Origin of the sequence: Aquabacterium sp. CECT 9606, from assembly GCF_918741295.1 — a bacterium.
GTDB lineage: Bacteria > Pseudomonadota > Gammaproteobacteria > Burkholderiales > Burkholderiaceae_C > Aquabacterium.
Map to the genome: position 1 here is coordinate 299342 of NZ_CAKKNB010000001.1, position 20924 is coordinate 320265.

Below are 20924 nucleotides of genomic sequence, written 5' to 3' on the forward strand. Positions count from 1 at the left end.
TCAGCGCAGGAAGGCGTACCAGTAGGCGGTGTAGATGCAGTCCATGAAGCCATCGCAAGGCGCGTCATGACGCCCCATGGAGAAGGCGCTGGTGGACAGCAAGGCGCCGGTGATGAGGACCACGGCTTGAAGCTTGATGGAGCGGAAGTACTTGTTCATGGGGTCTCCAATGACAGTTGATGAGTGAGGACTTCATCCTGCCCGGGCCAATTTTTGCGGCCATCCCTAGTCTGCGTTGTGCGCACTTCATCCTAGGGGTGAAGGGCCAGAACAGCCGTCATGAAAAAAGCCCGTCACTCGGAAGCGACGGGCTTTGGCCTTGCCAATGCGGCAAGTTGTTCCTTAGCAGGCTTGTGTTGACCTTCTAAGTGTAAACAGGCCGTGGAGGCAGCTGCGATCGTGATTTTGACCCTGCAAACCCTCGCCTGTGTCAACAAATTTGGGAGGCACGAGGCGAAAATTTGGACTGATTGCTTGTCAGAAGAGGTCAGCGCTGGTTGACACTTGCCTGCTCGCTGCTGGATTACTCGCGGCGGCCGAGGTTGAGGTCGGAGCCGTGTTGACTAGGGCAGTGCAGCCCTTCAGGTAGTACTTGTTGGGCTCGTTCACGTTTCTTGTGTGTGAGTGCTCTCGATCGACGCCTTCGAGCAAGCCTGTCCCGATCAGTAAACCGATAGCCCTTCGGATGTCTCGTTCTGGGATGCGGGTGCGCTCAAAGATCTTTTCGTATGAAGCCATCGAGTAGGTCAGGTTGTTGTTCCTGATGGCCGCCAGGTAAATGAACAGCTTCAAGGCATGCAACTCGTGCTTCGAGCGCAAGTTAAATGCCTTGAAGGCAGTAATAGAACCATCTTTGACGATCGCCTGACATGGCAGCTTGAAGAAGCGGTGCTCCTGTGGCCAAGCGATCCGGTATCGCCTCTTCTGATTTGAGCCTTCGGGGTGGATCAGGCCGAGTCCTTGAAGCCGCTGCAACCCATCTGCGATCAAAGCTCTCGACAGGCCCGTAGCTTCACCAAGCGCGACATACGTTCCATCCGCCACAGCATGGAATTGACCAGACTCGTCCACTGAGGTGGTGACCATGAAGTTGAGGGCAACGTACAGCATAAGTGCGGCGGTCTCTGCTGCTGGCTTCTGCCCCTCGCTCTTGCTCCAGCTAAGCGCGGGCAAAGCTTCCAAGAGCAACTCGGTTGGGAGCCGATGCCATTTTGTTTTCCTGATCATTTCGATCCCCGATTCTTGTCAGTGACATGAAGCGCGTATCCCACGACCGCCAGAGCCACTACCGGAGCAAGCGCGCTAAGCAACTGCACGAGTGCATGGGCATTCGTGCTCACCCAATTCAAACAGAACTGCACCATTTCCTTGTCCATCGCTTCGATCCTTTCCACAGCGCTAAAGCCGATGAGACCGAAATTTATTGGCTGTCGCCGACTCTATCTAGAATTAGGTGCTGCAACTGGAAGATGGACAATGTCAGAAAACACTTAAAAATCAATGACATAGCCCGATTTTAATCAGTTCACGGTACTTCTATCTTAGTTCACGAAACGCATCAAGGTGGCTTTCATGAACTGAAGTGAGCCGTGAGCGTGATGGTCAGGTTTGGCGCGTCGGGCGGCAAGGAAGTGGCGTGATCAGTTCACTTACATCCAACCCCATCGCATTCGCCAACGCCTCCATGTTGTCAACGGCGATGTTGCGCTCCCCGCGCTCGACGGACCCCACGTAGGTCCGATGCAGTCCTGCCAGCTCAGCCAAGGCTTCCTGGCTGATACCTCTGGCCAGCCGCTCTGTTTTGAGCAGCCTGGCGAAGCGCATGCGCGCTGTTTCGGCGGACTTGCGGGCTATTGACATTGCCCGCGAGAATCCAATTTTGATGACTATAGGTCTACAGACTATACGTAGCACTTGGCCTAGAATCATGTCCTTGGGGCGTTTCACTGACGCGCTGCCGGGAGGGCCCAGTAGCAGTCGCCCCGAGAGGGATTGCCATGCTGGATCGACTTGAAAGCCCACCTGGGCTGGCGCCCATTGCGTTTGGGGTCAAGGCCCCTCAACGTGTTGCAACTTTGCCGCAAGGGCGGGGCTACCTCTGGTCAGCGCAAGTCAAGGCGGTCCGTCAGGGACAGTTCAGCAAGGTGTTCGCGAACGTTCTGTTCATGGAGTCAAACGACACTGCCTACGTATTCGGCATCGAAGCCCCTGATGCGCGCCCGGGTGGGCTGCCGGCAGATGTGGCCGACCAGCAGCAACTGTTCATTCAGTTCTTGCGCGAGCAGACCGATGACGATATTCGCGCCTTGGGCATGCTGGCCAAGGTGTTCAGAGGGCACGAATACGGATGCGAGGTCGCCGCAACCGCGGCTTATGTGGTTGCCCGTGAGGTATCCCTGAATTTGGGCGTGGGCTACCAAACGGAGTCAGGCGCCTACGAGTTGGTTGGGATTCACAAAGACGACGAGTTGGTGACTCAGGCTCGCTTAGCTGCGCTCTCTGCCGGGCTGCAACACCAATGAACCGCAGGTTTTTCGCCCGCGAAACTACCTCGGGGGCTCCCTCGCAGAAAGTATGGCCAGGCCCTAGATCTGATCAGCGCGGTTGCTGCGAAACGGGGATTGGATGGCTACCGAAACCAAAGCATGAAGATGACTGAACCCTCCAGGACGAATAGAGACCTGCTGAAGGCCCTCCAAAAAGTGCGGGCCATATCAGCACGGTACGACGCAGCCAGCGGTGACGTCGTGACCCGTTTGAGCACGGGAATGCAGATTTCCTTCAAACCCGGCCTTGCTGCGGGCTTGGAGCACTCGCAACTAAGCGACCTTCAGCAGATTGAGGTTTCTCCGTCAGGGGTGGGCCTCCATTTCCCTGCCTTGGACGCCGACCTCTATGTGCCTTCGCTTCTGGTGGGCATCTTGCAGCCCAAGCGGCTTACTGACGAGGCCGAGCATGAAGCAGATGGCTGTTTGCCCCAGCCTCAGGCCGAAGATCTCTATACATACGCGGTCCGCTGGTCAGCCGAGGACCAAGAGTTCGTGGCCACATGCACCGCGTTTCCCTCGCTGTCATGGCTGGCGCCCAAACCTGATCTTGCGCTGCTTGGTGTCCGAAATCTGGTGCGATTCACGCTTGCAGATCTGGCTGCAGATGGCCAACAGCCACCTGCTAACGGCGGCTGACTCGCCCCTCGTTTAACTGGAGCAAATTCCCTCCCGAGACCGTTTCCGCCCTGAGCTGCAAATTAAGATCCACGGGTCTGGCAAAAACCTTCGCCACCTTGCAGTCAACAACAATTCAGCGCCCGGGACACATGCTCGACGATATCAAGAAGACCCTATGGGCAACCGCCGACAAGCTGCGCGCCAACATGGACGCCGCCGAATACAAGCATTTGGTGCTCGGCCTCATCTTCGTCAAGTACATCTCCGACACCTTTGCCGCCCGCCAGGCCGAGCTGCGCCAGCGCCTGACCGACCCCAATGACGAATACTTTTACGGCGATGCCGCGCCGGAAGACATCGACGCTGAACTCGAAGACCGCGATTACTACAAAGAGGTCAATGTGTTCTGGGTGCCAGAATCAGCCCGCTGGGAAGCCATCCGCGCAGCGGCCAAGCAAACCACCATCGGCAAGCACATCGACGATGCCCTGGGCCTGATCGAAGTCGAGAACCCCAAGCTCAAGGGCATCCTCGACAAGCGCTACGCCCGAGCACAATTGCCTGATGGCAAGCTCGGTGAACTGGTTGACTTGGTTTCTACCATCGGTTTTGGCACAGACCCCGCCGTGGCCCGCGACGTGCTCGGCCAGGTGTACGAATACTTCCTGGGCATGTTCGCCAGCGCCGAAGGCAAGAGGGGTGGGCAGTTTTACACGCCGGCCAGCATCGTCAAGACCTTGGTGGCCGTGCTGGCCCCGCACCAAGGCAAGGTGTACGACCCGTGCTGCGGCTCGGGCGGCATGTTCGTGCAGAGCGAGAAGTTCATCGAAGCCCACGGCGGCAAGATTGGCGACGTGTCCATCTACGGGCAAGAGGCCAACCCTACCACCTGGCGCCTGGCCGCCATGAACCTGGCCATTCGCGGCATCGACTTCAACCTGGGTCGCGAGCCTGGCGACGCCTTCACCCGCAACCAGCACGCCGACTTGCGGGCTGACTTCATCCTGGCCAACCCGCCGTTCAACATCAGCGACTGGTGGCACGGCAGCTTGGAAGGCGATGCCCGCTGGCACTACGGCGATCCACCGCAAGGCAACGCCAACTACGCTTGGTTGCAGCACATGCTGCACCACCTCAAGCCCACGGGCCGTGCCGGCATCGTGCTGGCCAATGGCTCCATGAGCTCCAGCCAGAACAACGAAGGCGTGATCCGCGCAGCGATGGTGGACGCCGACGTGGTGGAGGTGATGGTGGCCCTGCCGGGGCAGTTGTTCTTCAACACCCAGATCCCGGCCTGCTTGTGGTTCTTGGCCAAGCAGAAGCAACGCAGGGGCGAGGTGCTGTTCATCGACGCCCGCAAGCTGGGCAGGATGATTTCACGCGTGCAGGCCGAGCTGGACGACGCCGCCATTGCTCGCATTGCTGAGACCGTGGCTGCGTGGCGTGGCGAGGTGGAGGCTGGCGCCAGCATCACCAGCTATGAAGACGTGCCAGGCTTTTGCCGCAGCGTGCCGCTGGCCGAGATTGCGCAGCACGGCCATGTGCTGACCCCGGGCCGCTATGTGGGCGCCGAAGAGGTGGAAGACGACGACGAGGCCTTTGCCGAGAAGATGCAAAAGCTCACCGAGAAGCTGGGCGAGCAGATGGCCAAGGGCGCCGAGCTAGATGCGCTGATTCGGCAGAAGTTGGGGGGGCTGGGGTATGAGTTTTGACTTACCCAGCCTGCCAGCTGGTTGGAAATATGCTGCGTTGGACACTTGCTGTCAGAACGGGTCAATAACTTACGGCATCGTGCAACCGGGTAGCCCGGTCAGCGAAGGTGTGCCAATTGTTCGCGTCAACAACTTTGGTGACATGCGCTTAGACCTTCGCGACGTTATGCGTGTGGCGCCGGCGATTGAGGCGAAGTATGGGCGTACCAGGCTGAAGGGTGGCGAAGTCTTGCTGACCATCGTGGGCTCAGTCGGACAAGTGGCTGTTGCGCCAGCAAACATTGCTGGGTTCAATGTTGCGCGAGCAGTGGCCGTGATTGACCCGTTGCCTCACGTCAGCCCGGATTGGATTGCGCTTTGTTTGCGTTCTCCGCTGTCGCAGCACTTGCTTGGCAGCAGGGCCAACACGACCGTACAAACGACGATCAATCTTAAGGATCTTCGGGCTCTACCTATCCCGCTGCCTCCGGCCCTCGAGCGGCAAGTGATTTCAGCGTTTATTGGTGCCCTCGACGACCGCATCACCCTCCTGCGCGAAACCAACGCCACCCTCGAAGCCATCGCCCAGGCGCTGTTCAAATCGTGGTTCGTCGATTTCGACCCCGTGCGCGCCAAGATGGCAGGCCGCGCCCCCGAAGGCATAGACGAGGCCACGGCCGCGCTGTTCCCTGATGCGTTGGAGGAGACGGAGTTGGGGGTGGTTCCGAAGGGGTGGCGCCTATCGAACGTAGGCGAATCGTTCGTGTTGACCATGGGGCAGTCACCTCCTGGCGACACTTATAACGGCACAAATGATGGACTCCCCTTTTATCAAGGGCGAACAGACTTCGGCTTCCGTTTTCCGACACAGCGAGTTTTCTGCAACGCGCCGACCCGCATTGCAGAAATTGGCGACACGTTGGTTAGTGTTCGAGCACCAGTCGGTGACGTAAATATGGCTATTGAAAAATGCTGCATAGGCAGAGGAGTTGCCTCGGTAAGACACCCTGATGGTCACCGTGGCTTTACCTTTTATGCCCTTCGAGGCCTCGGTGGTCGATTCAAAACCTTTGATTCAGAGGGGACAGTCTTCGGATCAATTAACAAGAAGGATTTTCAGACGTTGCCTGTCGTTGATCCCGGGGCCAAGGTGCTTGAGTCTTTCGAAGACATTTCGCACCCCATTGATCAACGGATTGTCGAAAATGAGGAGCAACTCCGAGTCCTCATTGCACTCCGAGATACCTTGCTCCCCCGCCTCATCTCCGGCCAACTCCGCCTGCCTGAAATGATGGAGGCCAAAGTTGCCTGAGATTCAGAAGTGGTCGGACATTAAAGAGCCGTTCGTTGGCGGCGCACTTCTCCTTGGGAACGGCGCAAGTATGGCCGTTCATAAAGAGTTCGGCTATGCGTCACTACGACTTGCGGCAGAAGAACTTGGTCATCTAAACCCTGAGATCGCATCGATCTTTGAGTCGTTTGCCACGAGCGACTTTGAGTTGGTGCTCAGGCGTCTTTGGGAGGCCACGCTGGTCAACAAGGCTCTCGGTGTAGAGCCTGGCAGAGTTGAGGAGGCCTACCAACAGGTGAGGCAGGCCTTGATCGCGACGGTGCGACAGGTGCACATCAGCTACGAGGATGCAAGCCAGCATTTCGAGCCAATGTTCCAGTTCATGAAGGACTTCGACACGGTCTTGTGCCTGAACTATGACCTGCTCGTTTACTGGGCGATGATGGCCAGCCAGCCTCAGTTGGGGGTCTGGTTCAAGGACTGCTTCCAGGCGGGGGGATTGTTTCGTGAAGACTGGGAAACGCTCCGCGAGCCATTTCGTGCAGATGGATCCACGCTTGTCTTCTACCCGCATGGGAGTCTCATCACGGCTCGCCGTGATGATTACACGGAGGGCAAGCTCAGTCTGCGCGGTGGGGGCTACGAAAACCTGTTGGAGCGGATTCTGGCGTTGTGGGAAGTCGGCAATGCCGTGCCGTTGTTTGTAAGCGAGGGCACCACAGAGCACAAAAGGAAGTCCATCGCCAGCTCTAGCTACCTGAGCCGTGTTTTTCGGGAAGTCTTGCCAAGTTCCGGCGAATCATTGGTCGTTTACGGTTGGGCCGCGTCTGATCAAGACGAGCATGTCTTGGCTCAGTTGCGCAGGTCGGGCACTCGACTGCGGAGAGTGGCCGCATCGGTTTATGGTGGCGATCAAGCGAGCGCCCAAAAGATGGAAGATGCCCTGAAAGCCGCAGGAGTGGGAGAGGTGTTGTTCTTCGACGCGGAAAGTCCTGGTTGCTGGATTCACCCATAGGATCCGGTCGATTCATAAACCCATCAATTGATCACGGTCCATGCGATGCATCTTCTGTAAAAGTGATTCCAGTCAATCACGTAGTGTCGAGCACATCATGCCGGAATCAATTGGAAGCAAGAGACGTGTGCTTCCGGCAGGCGTTGTCTGCGACAAGTGCAACAACTACTTCGCTCGCAAAGTCGAACAACCAATCCTTTCGCACTCGTGGATGAGAAACGTTCGAGCATGGCAGCAGATCCCCAACAAGAAGGGAACATATCCGTCATTGGTTGGGCATATCGCGGGCACTGATGTCGCAGTAAACATGCGGCGCACGCAAAACGGAAAGCTGCAACTCAGCCCAGAGAAAGGCAACGATAAGGCCGGCCTTGACGCCGTCATCGCCAACGGTTTCGAGCAGCCATTGATCTTCACGATTGAAGACGACCTGCCCCATCGAGAGATGTCCAGATTTCTCTGCAAGATGGCTTATGAAGCCGTCGCCGAGTTGTTTTGCTCAAGCCCGCAAGGCCCATATCATTTGGGCAGCGAGCCTTTCTTCGACAACGTGCGTGAGTACGCTCGGTATGGCAGCAATTTTCAGGAGTGGCCTTTTTCGCATCGACGTGTTTTTCCACACGACACGTTAATGCGTCATCCAAGCACAAATGAATGGGTGCAAGCTGGATTTGGTTGCGGGCTCTTTATGAACAAGCGACAGGAAACGCTCTTTGGCTTTCTTTTCTATGGAATTGAGTTCGTCGTCAATGTCGCAGGCCCATCTATCGCAGGCTATCACGAGTGGCTTGAAGAGCACGGCGGGATCAGCCCGCTGGTTGAGCGCTTGGGATGCTGGTTGGTGCTCGGTGAGGATCAAAATCACTATCTTCACGGGAGCTTTGAAGTTTCAAACGGACTCGAGTTCGATGAGAAACACGGCTACTCTCCTCTCAAGGCCGAACCCAATGCTGTCTAGCAGCGGTTTCAAAGCGCACGCCAACACCGGCCATAGCTCCATTTACATGGCCAGCGTTGGTGCACTGCGCGCTTCGTGCTCCGGCGCTGGTTAACATGGCCTGTGGTCAACAAGGCTTTCTTTAGCGCTCCTTGAATGCTCGTCGGGAAGGCCAATCAATTCACATGAAGATGGTTGCGGGTACGGGGCGGTCTGTCCGGTACCAAACCGATCCACCTGTGTAGGGCAGTCCGGGGTCCAGCGCATCGACGACGACCAGGTGGCATCTTTCGATGTGTTCCTGCTCGAAAGTCACTGACGCAAGGTTCTCTGCCTTGTCATTCGCTCGGTAGCCAATTAGTCGTGGCTTAACGTGGATCACCAATGCGCTGTTCGTCCAAGCCGGACCAGAAAGGATGATGGCGTCCTGTTCGTGTGGTGGCGTGCGCCCGGCGTTGATGCAAGCTGCGATCGCGCGGACTCTTCGCTCCAGTTCATCTTGATCATCTCGCGTGACCGACAGAAGCGCTGAGGTCAACTCCGACCATCCTTGTGTGGGTCTGTTCGCTACCTGTGAGAGCAGCGATTTGAACCAAGGACTGAGGGCTCTGGAAGGCTTGGGCATTTGCCGTCCTTCATCCCTCATTGAGTAGTACTTGTCGATCGCAGCAGAGTATCCGGCTGTGATCAGTCTGTGTTTGCCTGGTTCAAAGCCATTGAGGTTCAGGCCTGTATCCAGGTAGAACCCCATGATGTCAAGCTCGTCTCCTACGAGATGATGAGTCAAGAGCGACTGGGCTCTTTGCCGTATGTAGTGCAACCGCTCGTGAGGATGCTCTAGCAGGTCAAGCATGACTTCGAGATCAGCAAGCGAGATGCACGGAGAGAGCGGGTACTGATTGCTCAGCAGCCCCGCATCTTGCAAGAGCGTGGGAACGCTCTGCACCGTTGCGAAGTCGTGCAGGGTCACAGACAACCTCAAGACGCTGGTGATGCCGTCCAGGCTGATCGGGAAGTCCAAAGTTTGGTTGGCTTCGCTCTTCCGTACTTCGATCTCTTGTTGGATGACCTTCGACAACCTCCCTGATTGCTCGGATGGTTCCACGATGAGACGCTTGACGTGCTCCACGACCCGGTCGGTGGCCCCGCGCAGTGCGGGCCATGTGACTTTCCCTGACTTGGCTTCGACCAACAGCAATGTTGTGTCGTACCGAAGGATCAGGTCCGTCTCAAACTGTTGGCCCTCGTGTCGCCACTTGTAGGCCGTAGCGAACTGTGCATTTGGAAATGCGGCTGCAAGCAAGCGGTGAACTTCACGTTCGAGATACTCAGACCTGACCTTGCTGAACTTTTCCGTCAGCTTTGGAGCCTCTTGCAGTAACGCATCGGCAATTTGGTAGATGAAGCTCATGCCGGTTTGCGGAAGCGCACAGAAGTACTCGTGGCCGCTGAGCTTGATCAGAGGCTTCGTCCAAACAGGGTTGTTCCAGAAGAAGCTTTCGACATCGCAATCTTGTGTAGCGCCCAGCGACTGGCTGAGCTTGGTCATCAAGGAGTCTGTCGCTTCTGCGTCGATTTGAAGGGCTTCAGCCACGACGGCAGAGTTGACAAAGAAGCGCATCGTCAAGAAGCGATCTGCAAGTGGAAGCAGACCATTCTTCGCCCCTTCCAGATGGGGTGCCTCCCGTTTGAAAGACTCGGACCACGCCTGCAGTTCACCCTTGAAAGGAAAGGCAACGAGGAACGATTCGACCAGTTCATCCACGGTCCTGGCCGCAAACACGGATCGGAGTTGTGAGCGGTGCTCATTGACTTGGTCCTCCATGCGTCTGATCAAGTGATCAAACAACCGCGCGACATCAGTGAGCCCGAGCCCGAATCTCTCCTGGAAGTCGCCATCGACTGCGCGGAACTGGTCGTGGCTCACACGCTTGACTGTCCCGTAGAAGCCCCAGTTTCGTACCACGGCGGTATGAGCGCGGAGGTACTCCTGAAGCGCGGTCATTGCTGACTGCTTTTCATTCGCTGCTGATGGGGCCTCGAATGCCGTTGGCAGTCTGGCTGTTTGGTGCGCCTCAAACAGCTCAGGAAGTAAGTCGAAGAGGCGCTGTATTTCGTCGGGTTGTGGTGGGGCTATACCTTGGCGTGGCGGGGAGGCAAGCAGCAATGCCTGTACAAATTCGATGTGGCCTTGCTGGAGCCTTGTTTCACGCGGTGCCTTTGAAGACTGCACACCGTTCATCAAAGCATATGTTTGTAGGACAGCTAATGTGATGAAGGGTTCGATGCGCGCACAAAGTTCGCGGACTTCTTCAAGGATGGTGGCTTTGCGCTCTCTGGACTTCTTCCCTAGCTCCACAGCATAGGCTTTTCGGTCAGAAATGGGCAACCCACTCAGCGGGTGCGGGGTCAAAAACGGACCGCGTCGATCTCCCTCTGTCCGCTTGCTGCTTTTCTGATGCTTTTTGCGTTTCATGTGCGCCGTCCTCTGGCCAGGGCGCGATGATCGCGGTGTCGTATCCTCCCTGAACTGACGCCTACATTCTCACCCCCGAACCAGCTGCGGTCACGGCAAATGCAGCGAGTTAAAACTTTGGTCAAATACGGGAAGTCGCGCATCAAAAAATGGGAGCAGCTCGGATGTCCATGACAGAGGATCAACTCGAACAGGAATCACTGAGTTGGCTCATTGAGGTCGGCTATACCCACCTGAGTGGCTACGACATCGCCCCCGATGGCCCTGTTCCCGAGCGAGACAACTTTCGCCAGGTGCTGCTGCCCCAACGCCTGCGCGACGCCATCGCCCGCTTGAACCCGCACATTCCTCTGGCGGCCCGCGAAGACGCCTTCAAGCAGGTGCAAGACCTGGGCACCCCGGTGCTACTTTCAGCCAATCGGCACTTCCACCGGCGGCTGGTGGGCGGTGTGCCGGTGCAGTATCAAAAGGATGGTGAAACCCGTGGTGACTTCGTGCGCCTGGTGGATTGGGGCAACGCCGCTGCCAACGAATGGCTGGCCATCAACCAGTTTTCGCTCAAGGGCCCGCATCACACCCGCCGCCCTGACATCATCCTGTTCCTCAACGGCCTGCCTGTGGTGTTGCTGGAGCTGAAGAACCCGGCCGATGAAAACGCCAACATCTGGAAGGCGTACGACCAAATCCAGACCTACAAGGCGCAGATCCCTGACGTGTTCCAGTACAACGAGGTGCTGGTGGTGTCGGACGGCTCTGAGGCCCTGATGGGTTCGTTGTCGAGCAACGCTGAGCGCTTCATGGCCTGGCGCACCATCGATGGCGTCACGCTCGAGCCGCTGGGCCAGTTCAACGAGCTGGAAACCCTGGTGCGTGGCGCGCTGGCCCCGGCTTACCTGCTGGACTACTTGCGCTACTTCGTGCTGTTCGAGGACGACGGCGGCCTGATCAAGAAGGTCGCTGGCTACCACCAGTTCCACGCGGTGCGCGCGGCCATCGAGCATGTGGTGGCTGCATCCCGCCCTGGCGGCTCCCACAAGGGCGGGGTGGTGTGGCACACCCAGGGCAGCGGCAAGAGCATCACCATGACCTGCTTTGCCGCACGGGTGATGCAAGAGCCCGCCATGCAGAACCCCACCATCGTGGTCATCACCGACCGCAACGACTTGGATGGCCAACTCTTCGGCGTGTTCAGCCTGGCGCAAGATCTGTTGCGTGAGCAGCCCGTGCAGGTCGAGACGCGGCAAGACCTGCGCGCCAAGCTGGCCAACCGCCCCTCGGGCGGCATTGTGTTCGCCACCATCCAGAAGTTCATGCCGGGGGAAGACGAAGACACCTTCCCGGTGCTCTCAGACCGCAGCAACATCGTGGTGATTGCCGACGAAGCGCACCGCACGCAATATGGCTTCGAAGCCAAGCTCAAGACGATCAAGCGCAAGGCTGGCAAGGCCGATGGGGCAGCGTCTGTGTTGACGACGGGTGATGAGGCTAGCTCAGCAGTGCCTGCCAACTTCGTCCCGTCTGCATATGAGGTGGAACACAAGTACCAGGCCGGCTACGCCCAGCACTTGCGTGACGCCTTGCCCAACGCCACCTTCGTGGCCTTCACCGGCACGCCCGTATCCAGCGAAGACCGCGACACGCGTGCCGTGTTCGGTGACTACATCCATGTCTATGACATGCAGCAGGCCAAGGAAGATGGCGCCACCGTGGCCATCTACTACGAGAGCCGCCTGGCCAAGCTCAGCCTGAAAGAAGAAGAGCTGCCCCACCTCGACGAAGAGGTGGACGAGCTGGCCGAAGACGAAGAGGAAAGCACCCAAGCCAAGCTCAAGAGCCGCTGGGCCGCACTTGAAAAGGTGGTGGGCGCCGAGCCTCGCGTGGCCGCCGTGGCGTTTGATCTGGTCAAGCACTTCGAAGAGCGCAACAAAGCGCAAAACGGCAAGGCCATGGTCGTGGCCATGAGCCGCGACATCTGCGTGCATCTGTACGACGAAATCATCAAGCTGCGCCCCGATTGGCATGACGCTGACCCAGAGAAGGGTGCCGTCAAGATCGTGATGACGGGCTCGGCCAGTGACAAGGCCCTGCTGCGTCCGCACATCTACAGCGGCCAGATCAAGAAGAGGCTGGAGAAGCGCTTCAAAGACCCAACCGACCCGCTGCGACTGGTCATCGTGCGCGACATGTGGCTGACCGGCTTCGACGCACCTTGCGTTCACACCCTGTACGTGGACAAGCCCATGAAGGGCCACAACCTTATGCAGGCCATCGCCCGCGTGAACCGCGTGTTCAAGGACAAGCAGGGTGGCCTGGTGGTCGATTACATCGGCATCGGCAACGAGCTGAAGGCCGCGATGAAGGAGTACACGGCCAGCAAAGGCCGTGGCAAGCCCACGGTGGACGCCCACGAGGCCTACGCCGTGCTGGAAGAAAAGCTCGATGTGCTGCACGCCATGCTGCACGGCTTTGACTACAGCGGCTTCCTCACGGGCGGACACAAGGTGCTGGCCGGGGCGGCCAACCATGTTCTTGGTTTGAAAAGCGAAGGCCAGCGCGACGGCAAGAAGCGCTTTGCCGACACGGCCTTAGCCATGAGCAAGGCCTTCACGCTGTGCTGCACGCTGGACGAAGCCAAGGCCGTGCGCGAAGAAGTGGCCTTCATGCAGGCCGTGAAGGTGATCCTGACCAAGAAGGACATCACCCAGCAGAAGAAGACCGACGAGCAACGCGAGCTGGCCATCCGCCAGATCATCAGCTCGGCTGTGGTGTCTGATAGCGTGGTGGACATTTTCGATGCCGTGGGCCTGGACAAGCCCAACATCGGCCTGCTGGACGACGAGTTCCTGGCGCAGGTGAAGAACCTGCCCGAGCGCAACCTGGCCGTGGAGCTGCTGGAGCGTCTGCTGGAAGGCGAGATCAAGAGCCGCTTTGCTACCAACGTGGTGCAGGAGCGCAAGTTCTCTGAGCTGCTGGGCAACGTCATCAAACGCTACCAGAACCGGTCCATCGAAACCGCGCAAGTGATGGAAGAGCTGGTGGAGATGGCCAAGAAGTTCCGCGAGGCCGCCTCACGCGGCGAGAGCCTAGGCTTGAGCGACGACGAGGTGAAGTTCTACGATGCGCTGATCATCAACGAATCAGCGGTGCGAGAGCTGAGCGACGAGACGCTGAAGAAGATCGCTCACGAACTGACCGAAAGCCTGCGGCAAAACATCAGCGTGGACTGGGCGCAGCGAGAGAGCGTGCGGGCCAAGCTGAGGCTGATGGTCAAGCGGATTTTGCGCAAGTACAAGTACCCGCCCGATTTGGCTGATGCTGCGGTGGAGTTGGTACTGGAGCAGGCCGAAACGATTGGTGATGAGTGGGTGCAGTGATTAGGTGGGCAGTTGTTCGCTCGGCTGCTTTTGGGGTCGCCAGCACCAAACCCTGGCCAGGTACTGCATGCGATCTCTGACTGTTCGCAGTCCCTGGGGGCACTGCCTCATGCGTTCTTGAAGGTGCCACTGTTGATCGAAGATCATCACTTCTCTAGCGCACCAATCCCAGTGCTTGCCGGGGTTCATCTCGCCAGTCAGGCCGAGGCCACAGTCAATGGCGTGGAGCATGTACCTGTGGCGCTCTTGGTAGAGCTGAGCTCGTGCCCACAGTGGGTCGAGGGGGTGCAGGACAGGTAGCAGCCAAAGGATCTGATCCAAGGCTGCACGGCGCTCCTTGAGCTTCTCTGCAATTGCCACCTCGCGTTCGCACCAGAACAGCAGCAGTGCATCGAGAAAGTCCAGCTTGTGAAGCTGAAGTGCATCTGGCAGCGACGGACGCACACCAACCTCCGCAGTCGGGAGATCGCGTAAATGGGACCTCGTCCGATGCCATTGGTCCGGCATCTGCTCCAGCAGTCTCCGAAGGTTCCGAGGGCTCATGCGGGGGTGAGCGAGCAAGTCCCACGCTGGATGATGCAGGCCGAAGCTCATCCCTGGAAACTTCTTCCGAAGTAAATCGATCAGATTTTGTCGAGGAAGGTATTCGCCTCGCAAGCGTGCCTGCCAAGCACCAAGCTGGATGTCTCCTCGTGTCGCCATGCTCATCTCTACGATCAGTCCCTTTAGGGTCGCCTCTCCTGAGAGGAACAGCAATTCATCAAAAAAGACGCACATCCGCAGCTTGCGAAAGTCTGCTGGAAGCGTCACGCGAAAGGTGCGCCAGGCCATTGGTTCGTCAGCAACTGCAAGGTCCATAGGGGCGTTGGGTCAGATTTATTCGCCAGGGGGCAAGACAAATGTGGACAGATTTCCGTTGTCGACCGCGTGGACGTATGAGCGGGCGGTTATTAGCATGGGCGATCAAGATTAGTTGATTCAAAAATCCCAAGCGAACCACTGAACGTCATGGCCGATCTGTTGCAATTTCCCGCCGCTTTGAGGCAGGCCAGAAGCAAGCGCGGGTTGATGCAAAAGACCGTCGCCCAAAGACTGAACGTCGACCCCACCATGCTGTGTTCGGCAGAGAAAGGTGCGCGAGGCCCACTTGATGCTCAGATCTTGGGGAAACTTGCAGCGCTCTTGAAGCTCGCGCCAGATGAGGCGAAAGACCTGAACTGGGCTGCTCATCATGACCGTGCCATTGGGGCGCTGCGGCGTCATGGCTTCACTGACATTGAGTTGCTTGGCATCTCGGTCATCCTGTCAGCTCTACACGGGCTCCACGGTGATCAGCAGGCTGGACTGATCGACTATTGCCGCCAGGTTGGCCAGAGCGCACGCTTGGTGAATAGCCTGACCTCGAACAATCAACGCGCGGAGGACCTCACATGACATAAAAGAAAACGGCGGGCTGTTGAGGCCCGCCGCATCCGCTCGGTCAAAGACAGAGACTGTTGACGCTTCTATTGTCTTTCTGATCGAGCGACCCGTCAACCGGGGCGCAGCCTTTCCCATTGTGGCAAGTCATCCGACTTGGCATCGCGTCGCCAATTATTTGGCGGGCGTGATGGGGCCGCTCGTCCATCTACTTACGCGCGGTTTTGTGCGCGGTCGGAAAGAAACAATGAAATATCAAGTTCGCCTGCTCGTGATGAGCAGCGGTGAGCGGTTGCCCGTGCTCTGCACATCTGATGGGCAACCACTGATTGGACCCATGGTGTACGTCCTCACAGAGCTTCGTGCCCAAGGGCGTTCGAGTGCAACCATTCGCCATTCGCTCGAGGCCATCATGGTCCTGCAGATGGCGCTGGATCAACAGCAGATCGACCTGGATGCGCGGATGCGTGGTGGCAAGTATCTGCAAATCCATGAGGTTGACCTAATCGCACGTACTGCGAACCAACCGATTCGAGCGTTTGAACGTGAGCCGGCAAAGCAGCTCAGTCGAGCATCTGCCGCCAATCGGCTTCACTACATCCTTCAGTACCTGCGCTGGCAGGCCTTTGGATATCTGATGCAGTTGGATGCCCATGAAAATGGCTATCTGGCCCTGCGCGACCGCGTTGAGAAAGCCTGCAATGCCTTGAAGGCGCGCTCGCCATGTCTCAGCATCCGTAGCCAGAGCGACCAGAGACAAGGGCTGAGCGATAAATCTCTTGCAGTTTTGCAAACGGTGGTGGACGGTGTCCAACAGGTTTGGAAAAACGAGCATGCGCAAGCTCGGAACCAACTGATGCTGAGGTGGCTTCTTGAGCTGGGAATTCGACGAGGGGAGTTGCTGGGGGTCCGTCTATGCGACATCAATTTTCAAAGGCTTGAAGTATTTATTGCTCGCCAAGCCGATGCAAAGGAAGATCCTCGCGCAAAGCAGCCGCTCGCAAAGACGCATGAGCGAGTGCTCCCGCTGAGCGATGAGCTTGCCGACCTGACTCACAACTACGTGATGTGGTGTCGTGCAAATCAGGGCTTGTCTCGGCGCCATGAGTACCTGTTTGTTTCTGGCGGGACAGGCAAGCCTTTGTCTCTGGCTGGAGCAAACAAGCTGTTTATCGCGCTGCGGGAGGCAGGCCTCAATCTGCCGGATGACCTGACGGCGCACATCCTGCGCCATAGTTGGAACGACCGATTCAGCAAGGAAATGAAGCGAGCAGGTGTGAGCCCCGAGCACGAACAGAAGATGCGCTCTGTGCTGATGGGGTGGTCGCCAACCTCGGAGACCGCCGCAACCTACACCAGGCGATACGTTCGCGAGCGGGCCAGCGGAGCGATGAAGCTCATGCAAGGTCGGCTGCACATAGACGGAGGTAACCCGTGAACGCGCTTGCACTTCATGATCTGCCTTCCGTTGCCTTCACCAGGAGCGGCGTCAAGTTCTGCCCGGCTGATGAGGTCTGGTCCTTCCAAGATGCAGTCACCCCCGGGCATTTTGACTTCCTTGTATTGAGAGACAGGGTGATGCCGGCGCCAATGCAGGGCCTTAAAGCTGCATTGACGTGGTTGCTACAGAACAGGGCCGTAGCAACGGCGCTCAATGCTTACTCGTGCTTCAAGCACTTTCTTGTTTCGACCGGCCGAACCAAAGATCAGCCGATCAGGGAGATTACTCAGTTTGACTTGATCAGCTACCGATCGATGCTGACCAAACAACAAGGCAACCGCCTGCTGATGCTGGCGGTGTTGTTGAAGAAGTGGCACAGCTTGGGCTTACGTGGGGTCAGCGATGATGCCGTCGGCTTCTTGAAAGGCCTACGTATGAAGAAGCCTGACGTTGGTGTGCCAGTGTTGACGATGTGTCCGAAGCAGGGGCCTCTCACGCAGTTGGAGGATGAGGCGTTTCAGGACGGGCTGAACACGGCATTCGCACGAGGCGAGTTGAGTGAGGTGGCGTTCTTTGCTTGTTGGATCACGAGGGCCTTAGGTCAGCGACCATGCCAGACGGCGGCTTTGAAGGTCTGTGATCTGGTCGTTGAAGCTCGCCCTGACGGAAGCCACGAATACCTCCTGAAGGTTCCCCGAGCCAAGCAGAGGGATGCGATCCATCCGCGAAGTAGTTTGAAGGTTCGCCCCTTGATTCAGCAGCTGGGTGCCCCACTGCATGCCTACGCACGGCGGGTTCAGCGGATCTTGGAAGGGCGACTTGGCGACGCCTCTCAAGCCCCCATGTTTCCAGACCGCAACGATGCGCTGACAGACGGCCCGTTTTCGGGACATATGACCGCCAGACAAATGGGCATCCTTATCAAGGCTGCAAGCCGAAAGATCAAAGCCCATTCAGAACGAACGGGACGCCCCTTGCACGTTACGCCCTCTCGGCTTCGGCGGACAGTGGGCACACGTGCAGCCGAGGAGGGGCATGGCGAACTGGTTGTCGCAGAGATCCTCGATCACACCAACGTGGCCAGTGCCAGGTACTACGTTCAAGCCGTGCCTTCGATAGTCGCCCGTATTGATGCCGCGATGGCGCACAGCATGGCGCCCTTGGCCCGTGCGTTTCAAGGTATGTCCCCCAAACGCTATGACTCGGAGAAGCACGACTCATCGAGTCTCATTCTGGATCTACGTGTTGATCAAAGCGGTCAGTCGATGGGGCAGTGCAAAGGTACTGGTTCATGTACTTTTCTGGCCCCAGTCAGCTGCTACACATGCAGAAGCTTTAGGCCTTGGCTGGATGGTCCGCACCAGTCAGTACTTGACGACCTGATCGCCCGGCGCGATCAGCAGTTGAGTCGCAATGGTTTGCGGATGGCTTCAGTCAATGACCGGACCTTGGTGGCTGTGGCCGAGGTCATCCAAATCTGCGCTTCAGCGCGAGGGGAGATCAGCCATGGGTGATGTGCTCTACTTTTCTCCAGTGCATGGCTGGTCCGCTCAGGAGAATCTACGCCAGTTCCTCCAAGTTTGTCGTTCAGAACTTTCAGTGTTCGGTGCGGGTTTGGACTTTGAAAAGGACCGTTGGGATATCACCAGTCATGTCAATCGGAAAAGCCATCGAGGGCCAGTGTCGCTCTTGTTCACGGAGTTGCCACCCATTGGTCGCCGCAAATCCGCTCCGATGCAGGAGCCATTCAAGTCCTTTGCCAAATCAGCGATTCGATATCTTCAAGGACTCCGGCCTTCAAGGAGCTTGGCTACCCGGTTGGTAGGACTCCGGGCACTTCATCAAGCTCTGATGGAGGACGGTTGCGTGGCAGATCCGACTCGGCTGATACCGTTTCACTTCAATCGAGCCGTGGATCTCATCAAAGAGCGCGTGGCTGAGACGAGCGCGTACCAGTACTGCGGACAACTCGAAGTCATCAATAAAATGATGGTGGACTCTGGGCTTCTAGCTGCTCCGATGAGCTGGAGATCCTCTGTCAAGCGTGTTGAACGACTAGGCAAAGTTGGTCCCGAATTTGATAGACGCCGGTTGGAGCGCTTACCCAGCGCTGCAGCCCTGTCGGCGCTCGCCTCGATTTTCACTACTGCGACCGAGCCGTCAGACGTCATGGTCACTTCCGTGATGGCGATTCTTTGTTCCGCCCCAGAAAGAATTAATGAGGTGCTGCGGTTGACTGTCGATTCAGAGGTGACGCATCAAGATCCCACTACAGGGGAAGCGATCTACGGTCTCAGATGGTATCCATCAAAGGGCGCGAAGCCGCAAATCAAGTGGACAGTGAAGTCCATGACGGATGTCGCAAAACTTGCGTTTCGCAAAATGTTCAAAATCGGTGCGTCAGCCAGGGAGCTCGCTGCTTGGTATCAAGCGAATCCCACAAAGATCTTTTTGTCCGCGGATCTGGAGCATCTGCGGAGCCATCAGTGGTTGACGATGGGGGAACTGGCGGAGGTTTTGTTCGCCGGCAGTGTTGAGCGCAGAGTTGTTGATCTTTGGTGCCATGACAACAAGGTTCATGGCACGGGCAAGGGGCAGAGCCGTCGTGTTCGCTTTGAGGAGATCGAGCGCGTGGTTCTGGGCTTTCTGCCAACTGGATTTCCAATTTCAGACGTTGATCATGGTTTGCAGTACTCGCAGTTGCTCTTCCTCGTTCGCCGGAATGAGCTACACAAATCCAGGGCCACCTATCGATGCATGTTCATGCGACCTTGCACAGACGACATCAACAATCGTCTGTCTGCTGCTTCCCATAAGTCCCAGTCCATCTTCGAGAAATATGGCTTCAGGGAGCCAGATGGCACATCCATCCGTGCGACCACTCACCAGATTCGCCATTACCTGAACACCCTGGCTCAGCGAGGGGGGCTAAGCCAGCTGGATATCGCGCTTTGGTCGGGTAGAGCCAGGGTGTCAGAGAACAACGTCTACGACCACGTCTCCAACCGTGACGTACTGGCGATGCTCAGAGCTGCTGTGGGTGAACCGAACCAGACCAAAGGACCACTGGCACGGCTTCACGGGATCAAGATATTAAAGCGGAGTGAGTTCGCCCGGCTTAAGGTCCCAACTGCACACACTACAGATTTGGGGTACTGCATCCATGATTATTCGATGCTGCCTTGTCAGGCGCATCAAGATTGCTTGAACTGCGATGAGCACATTTGCGTGAAAGGCGAGCCTGAAAAAGAGGAGAGGCTCAAGCTTCTCATAGGAGAGACCAAGCACCTTCTGGCCAAGGCAGAAGAGGACCAAAGCCTCCAGCTGGCTGGTGTGCCTCGGTGGGTTGATCATCAGAAGCAAACCTTGGCAAGAGCCGAGGAGCTTCAGAGGATCATGGATGACCCTGCAGTGCCTGCTGGTGCGGTGATCAGTATCAGTACGCCGGTGATGCCGTCACGCCTGGCACAAGCCGTTCAGGAGCGGCAGAAACTGATTGAGCTTACGCCCACAACTGGCTCTGCAAAGGCGAATCGTAGGAGGCGAGCATGATCAGGCAGCGCAGCAGGAACTTGACTCCTGAAGATGTCGAGTTGATCGTGAGCCTGCTTGACGGATGGGGTGGAGCCCTGACCTGGAAATGGCTGATCGACAATGTGGAACGGCGGCTGTTCTTTCGCTACACCCGCCAAGCCCTGCATGCCCATCAGCGCATTCAAGACGCGTTCAAGCTTTGCAAGGAACGTCTGGCCCGCGCGCCTCGCAAGCCGGGAGAAAAGCACGTGTCGCCGGAGATGCGCGTCCTGATGGAGCGCCTTGCCAGACGAGATGCAGAGGTTGAGCGGCTGAAGGCGGAGAACCAGCGGCTGATGGAGCAATTCGTTGTCTGGCTGTACAACGCGCAGATCAAGGCTGTCAGCCTAGCCGACCTTAAGAGGCCGCTGCCGAGAGTGGATAGGGGCCAGACAAAAAGCGAGTTGCGGGTCGTGGGCAGCGGACGGCGACCGTCAAGGACGTGAAGTTGAGAGCCCGGAGCGATTCAGTTGGCCTTTTGCTTAATGCTGTGGTGCTTGCCTACTGGCAGTGAATCTTGTCGCGGGCAATCTCTGGAGC

17 protein-coding genes are annotated in these 20924 nt (G+C 57.5%); 12 read left to right on the forward strand and 5 right to left on the reverse strand.

Annotated features, from left to right (window positions below):
• The 3 genes from LQ232_RS01415 to LQ232_RS01425 form a co-directional block, all read right to left on the reverse strand.
• Window positions 1-159 (reverse strand): hypothetical protein, encoded by a 159-nt coding sequence (locus LQ232_RS01415; RefSeq protein WP_230177979.1) that lies wholly within the window; start codon window positions 157-159, stop codon window positions 1-3.
• 318 nt (window positions 160-477) lie between these two features.
• A complete protein-coding gene (locus LQ232_RS01420; RefSeq protein ID WP_230177982.1) occupies window positions 478-1182 on the reverse strand; it encodes a hypothetical protein in 705 nt (234 codons plus the stop codon).
• Between the two features lie 420 nt (window positions 1183-1602).
• A complete protein-coding gene (locus tag LQ232_RS01425) occupies window positions 1603-1824 on the reverse strand; it encodes a helix-turn-helix domain-containing protein (RefSeq protein WP_230177984.1) in 222 nt (73 codons plus the stop codon).
• 173 nt (window positions 1825-1997) lie between these two features.
• Between LQ232_RS01425 and LQ232_RS01430 the strand changes: the two genes are divergently transcribed.
• From LQ232_RS01430 to LQ232_RS01455, 6 genes are all read left to right on the forward strand, one after another.
• Window positions 1998-2522 (forward strand): hypothetical protein, encoded by a 525-nt coding sequence (locus LQ232_RS01430; protein WP_230177986.1) that lies wholly within the window; start codon window positions 1998-2000, stop codon window positions 2520-2522.
• A 123-nt stretch (window positions 2523-2645) separates the two neighbouring features.
• Complete coding sequence (locus LQ232_RS01435; protein ID WP_230177988.1) at window positions 2646-3185, forward strand: DUF2442 domain-containing protein; 540 nt, start codon at window positions 2646-2648, stop codon at window positions 3183-3185.
• Window positions 3186-3316: 131 nt separating this feature from the next.
• Window positions 3317-4879, forward strand: a complete 1563-nt coding sequence (locus LQ232_RS01440) for a class I SAM-dependent DNA methyltransferase (protein ID WP_230177990.1) — start codon at window positions 3317-3319, stop codon at window positions 4877-4879.
• Window positions 4869-6170 (forward strand): restriction endonuclease subunit S, encoded by a 1302-nt coding sequence (locus LQ232_RS01445; protein ID WP_230177992.1) that lies wholly within the window; start codon window positions 4869-4871, stop codon window positions 6168-6170. The genes LQ232_RS01440 and LQ232_RS01445 overlap by 11 nt, the downstream gene beginning before the upstream one ends.
• Window positions 6163-7164 carry a DUF4917 family protein gene (locus tag LQ232_RS01450; protein WP_230177994.1) on the forward strand — a complete coding sequence of 334 codons (1002 nt, stop codon included), beginning with the start codon at window positions 6163-6165 and terminating at the stop codon, window positions 7162-7164. The genes LQ232_RS01445 and LQ232_RS01450 overlap by 8 nt, the downstream gene beginning before the upstream one ends.
• Window positions 7165-7204: 40 nt before the next feature.
• Window positions 7205-8122, forward strand: coding sequence for an HNH endonuclease (locus LQ232_RS01455; RefSeq protein ID WP_256450019.1), 918 nt, complete (start codon window positions 7205-7207; stop codon window positions 8120-8122).
• Window positions 8123-8282: 160 nt separating this feature from the next.
• On the opposite strand, the gene LQ232_RS01460 is transcribed toward LQ232_RS01455, so the two are convergent.
• Window positions 8283-10577 carry a hypothetical protein gene (locus LQ232_RS01460; protein ID WP_230177998.1) on the reverse strand — a complete coding sequence of 765 codons (2295 nt, stop codon included), beginning with the start codon at window positions 10575-10577 and terminating at the stop codon, window positions 8283-8285.
• A gap of 170 nt (window positions 10578-10747) precedes the next feature.
• Between LQ232_RS01460 and LQ232_RS01465 the strand changes: the two genes are divergently transcribed.
• Window positions 10748-13951 (forward strand): type I restriction endonuclease subunit R, encoded by a 3204-nt coding sequence (locus LQ232_RS01465; RefSeq protein WP_230179696.1) that lies wholly within the window; start codon window positions 10748-10750, stop codon window positions 13949-13951.
• Here the strand turns inward: LQ232_RS01465 and LQ232_RS01470 are convergent, their stop codons facing one another.
• Window positions 13952-14782, reverse strand: coding sequence for a hypothetical protein (locus tag LQ232_RS01470; protein WP_230178000.1), 831 nt, complete (start codon window positions 14780-14782; stop codon window positions 13952-13954). It lies immediately after the preceding gene.
• Window positions 14783-14959: 177 nt separating this feature from the next.
• Between LQ232_RS01470 and LQ232_RS01475 the strand changes: the two genes are divergently transcribed.
• From LQ232_RS01475 to LQ232_RS01495, 5 genes are all read left to right on the forward strand, one after another.
• On the forward strand, window positions 14960-15385 hold the full coding sequence (locus tag LQ232_RS01475; protein WP_230178002.1) for a helix-turn-helix domain-containing protein: 426 nt from the start codon (window positions 14960-14962) through the stop codon (window positions 15383-15385).
• A 175-nt stretch (window positions 15386-15560) separates the two neighbouring features.
• A complete protein-coding gene (locus LQ232_RS01480; protein ID WP_230178004.1) occupies window positions 15561-16808 on the forward strand; it encodes a site-specific integrase in 1248 nt (415 codons plus the stop codon).
• A complete protein-coding gene (locus tag LQ232_RS01485) occupies window positions 16805-18325 on the forward strand; it encodes a site-specific integrase (protein ID WP_230178006.1) in 1521 nt (506 codons plus the stop codon). The genes LQ232_RS01480 and LQ232_RS01485 overlap by 4 nt, the downstream gene beginning before the upstream one ends.
• Window positions 18318-20363, forward strand: a complete 2046-nt coding sequence (locus LQ232_RS01490) for an integrase (protein ID WP_230178008.1) — start codon at window positions 18318-18320, stop codon at window positions 20361-20363. The genes LQ232_RS01485 and LQ232_RS01490 overlap by 8 nt, the downstream gene beginning before the upstream one ends.
• Complete coding sequence (locus LQ232_RS01495) at window positions 20360-20830, forward strand: hypothetical protein (protein WP_230178010.1); 471 nt, start codon at window positions 20360-20362, stop codon at window positions 20828-20830. Before LQ232_RS01490 ends, LQ232_RS01495 begins: the two co-directional genes overlap by 4 nt.
• Window positions 20831-20924 lie beyond the last annotated feature (94 nt).

Coding starts and splice junctions, on each gene's coding strand:
- LQ232_RS01430 (WP_230177986.1), top strand. CDS start 1,998: ATGCTGGATCGACTTGAAAGCCCACCTGGGCTGGCGCCCATTGCGTTT.
- LQ232_RS01490 (WP_230178008.1), top strand. CDS start 18,318: ATGGGTGATGTGCTCTACTTTTCTCCAGTGCATGGCTGGTCCGCTCAG.
- LQ232_RS01455 (WP_256450019.1), top strand. CDS start 7,205: ATGCGATGCATCTTCTGTAAAAGTGATTCCAGTCAATCACGTAGTGTC.
- LQ232_RS01480 (WP_230178004.1), top strand. CDS start 15,561: ATGGGGCCGCTCGTCCATCTACTTACGCGCGGTTTTGTGCGCGGTCGG.
- LQ232_RS01445 (WP_230177992.1), top strand. CDS start 4,869: ATGAGTTTTGACTTACCCAGCCTGCCAGCTGGTTGGAAATATGCTGCG.
- LQ232_RS01465 (WP_230179696.1), top strand. CDS start 10,748: ATGACAGAGGATCAACTCGAACAGGAATCACTGAGTTGGCTCATTGAG.
- LQ232_RS01425 (WP_230177984.1), bottom strand. CDS start 1,824: ATGCGCTTCGCCAGGCTGCTCAAAACAGAGCGGCTGGCCAGAGGTATC.
- LQ232_RS01495 (WP_230178010.1), top strand. CDS start 20,360: ATGATCAGGCAGCGCAGCAGGAACTTGACTCCTGAAGATGTCGAGTTG.
- LQ232_RS01440 (WP_230177990.1), top strand. CDS start 3,317: ATGCTCGACGATATCAAGAAGACCCTATGGGCAACCGCCGACAAGCTG.
- LQ232_RS01470 (WP_230178000.1), bottom strand. CDS start 14,782: ATGGCCTGGCGCACCTTTCGCGTGACGCTTCCAGCAGACTTTCGCAAG.
- LQ232_RS01475 (WP_230178002.1), top strand. CDS start 14,960: ATGGCCGATCTGTTGCAATTTCCCGCCGCTTTGAGGCAGGCCAGAAGC.
- LQ232_RS01460 (WP_230177998.1), bottom strand. CDS start 10,577: ATGAAACGCAAAAAGCATCAGAAAAGCAGCAAGCGGACAGAGGGAGAT.
- LQ232_RS01435 (WP_230177988.1), top strand. CDS start 2,646: ATGAAGATGACTGAACCCTCCAGGACGAATAGAGACCTGCTGAAGGCC.
- LQ232_RS01415 (WP_230177979.1), bottom strand. CDS start 159: ATGAACAAGTACTTCCGCTCCATCAAGCTTCAAGCCGTGGTCCTCATC.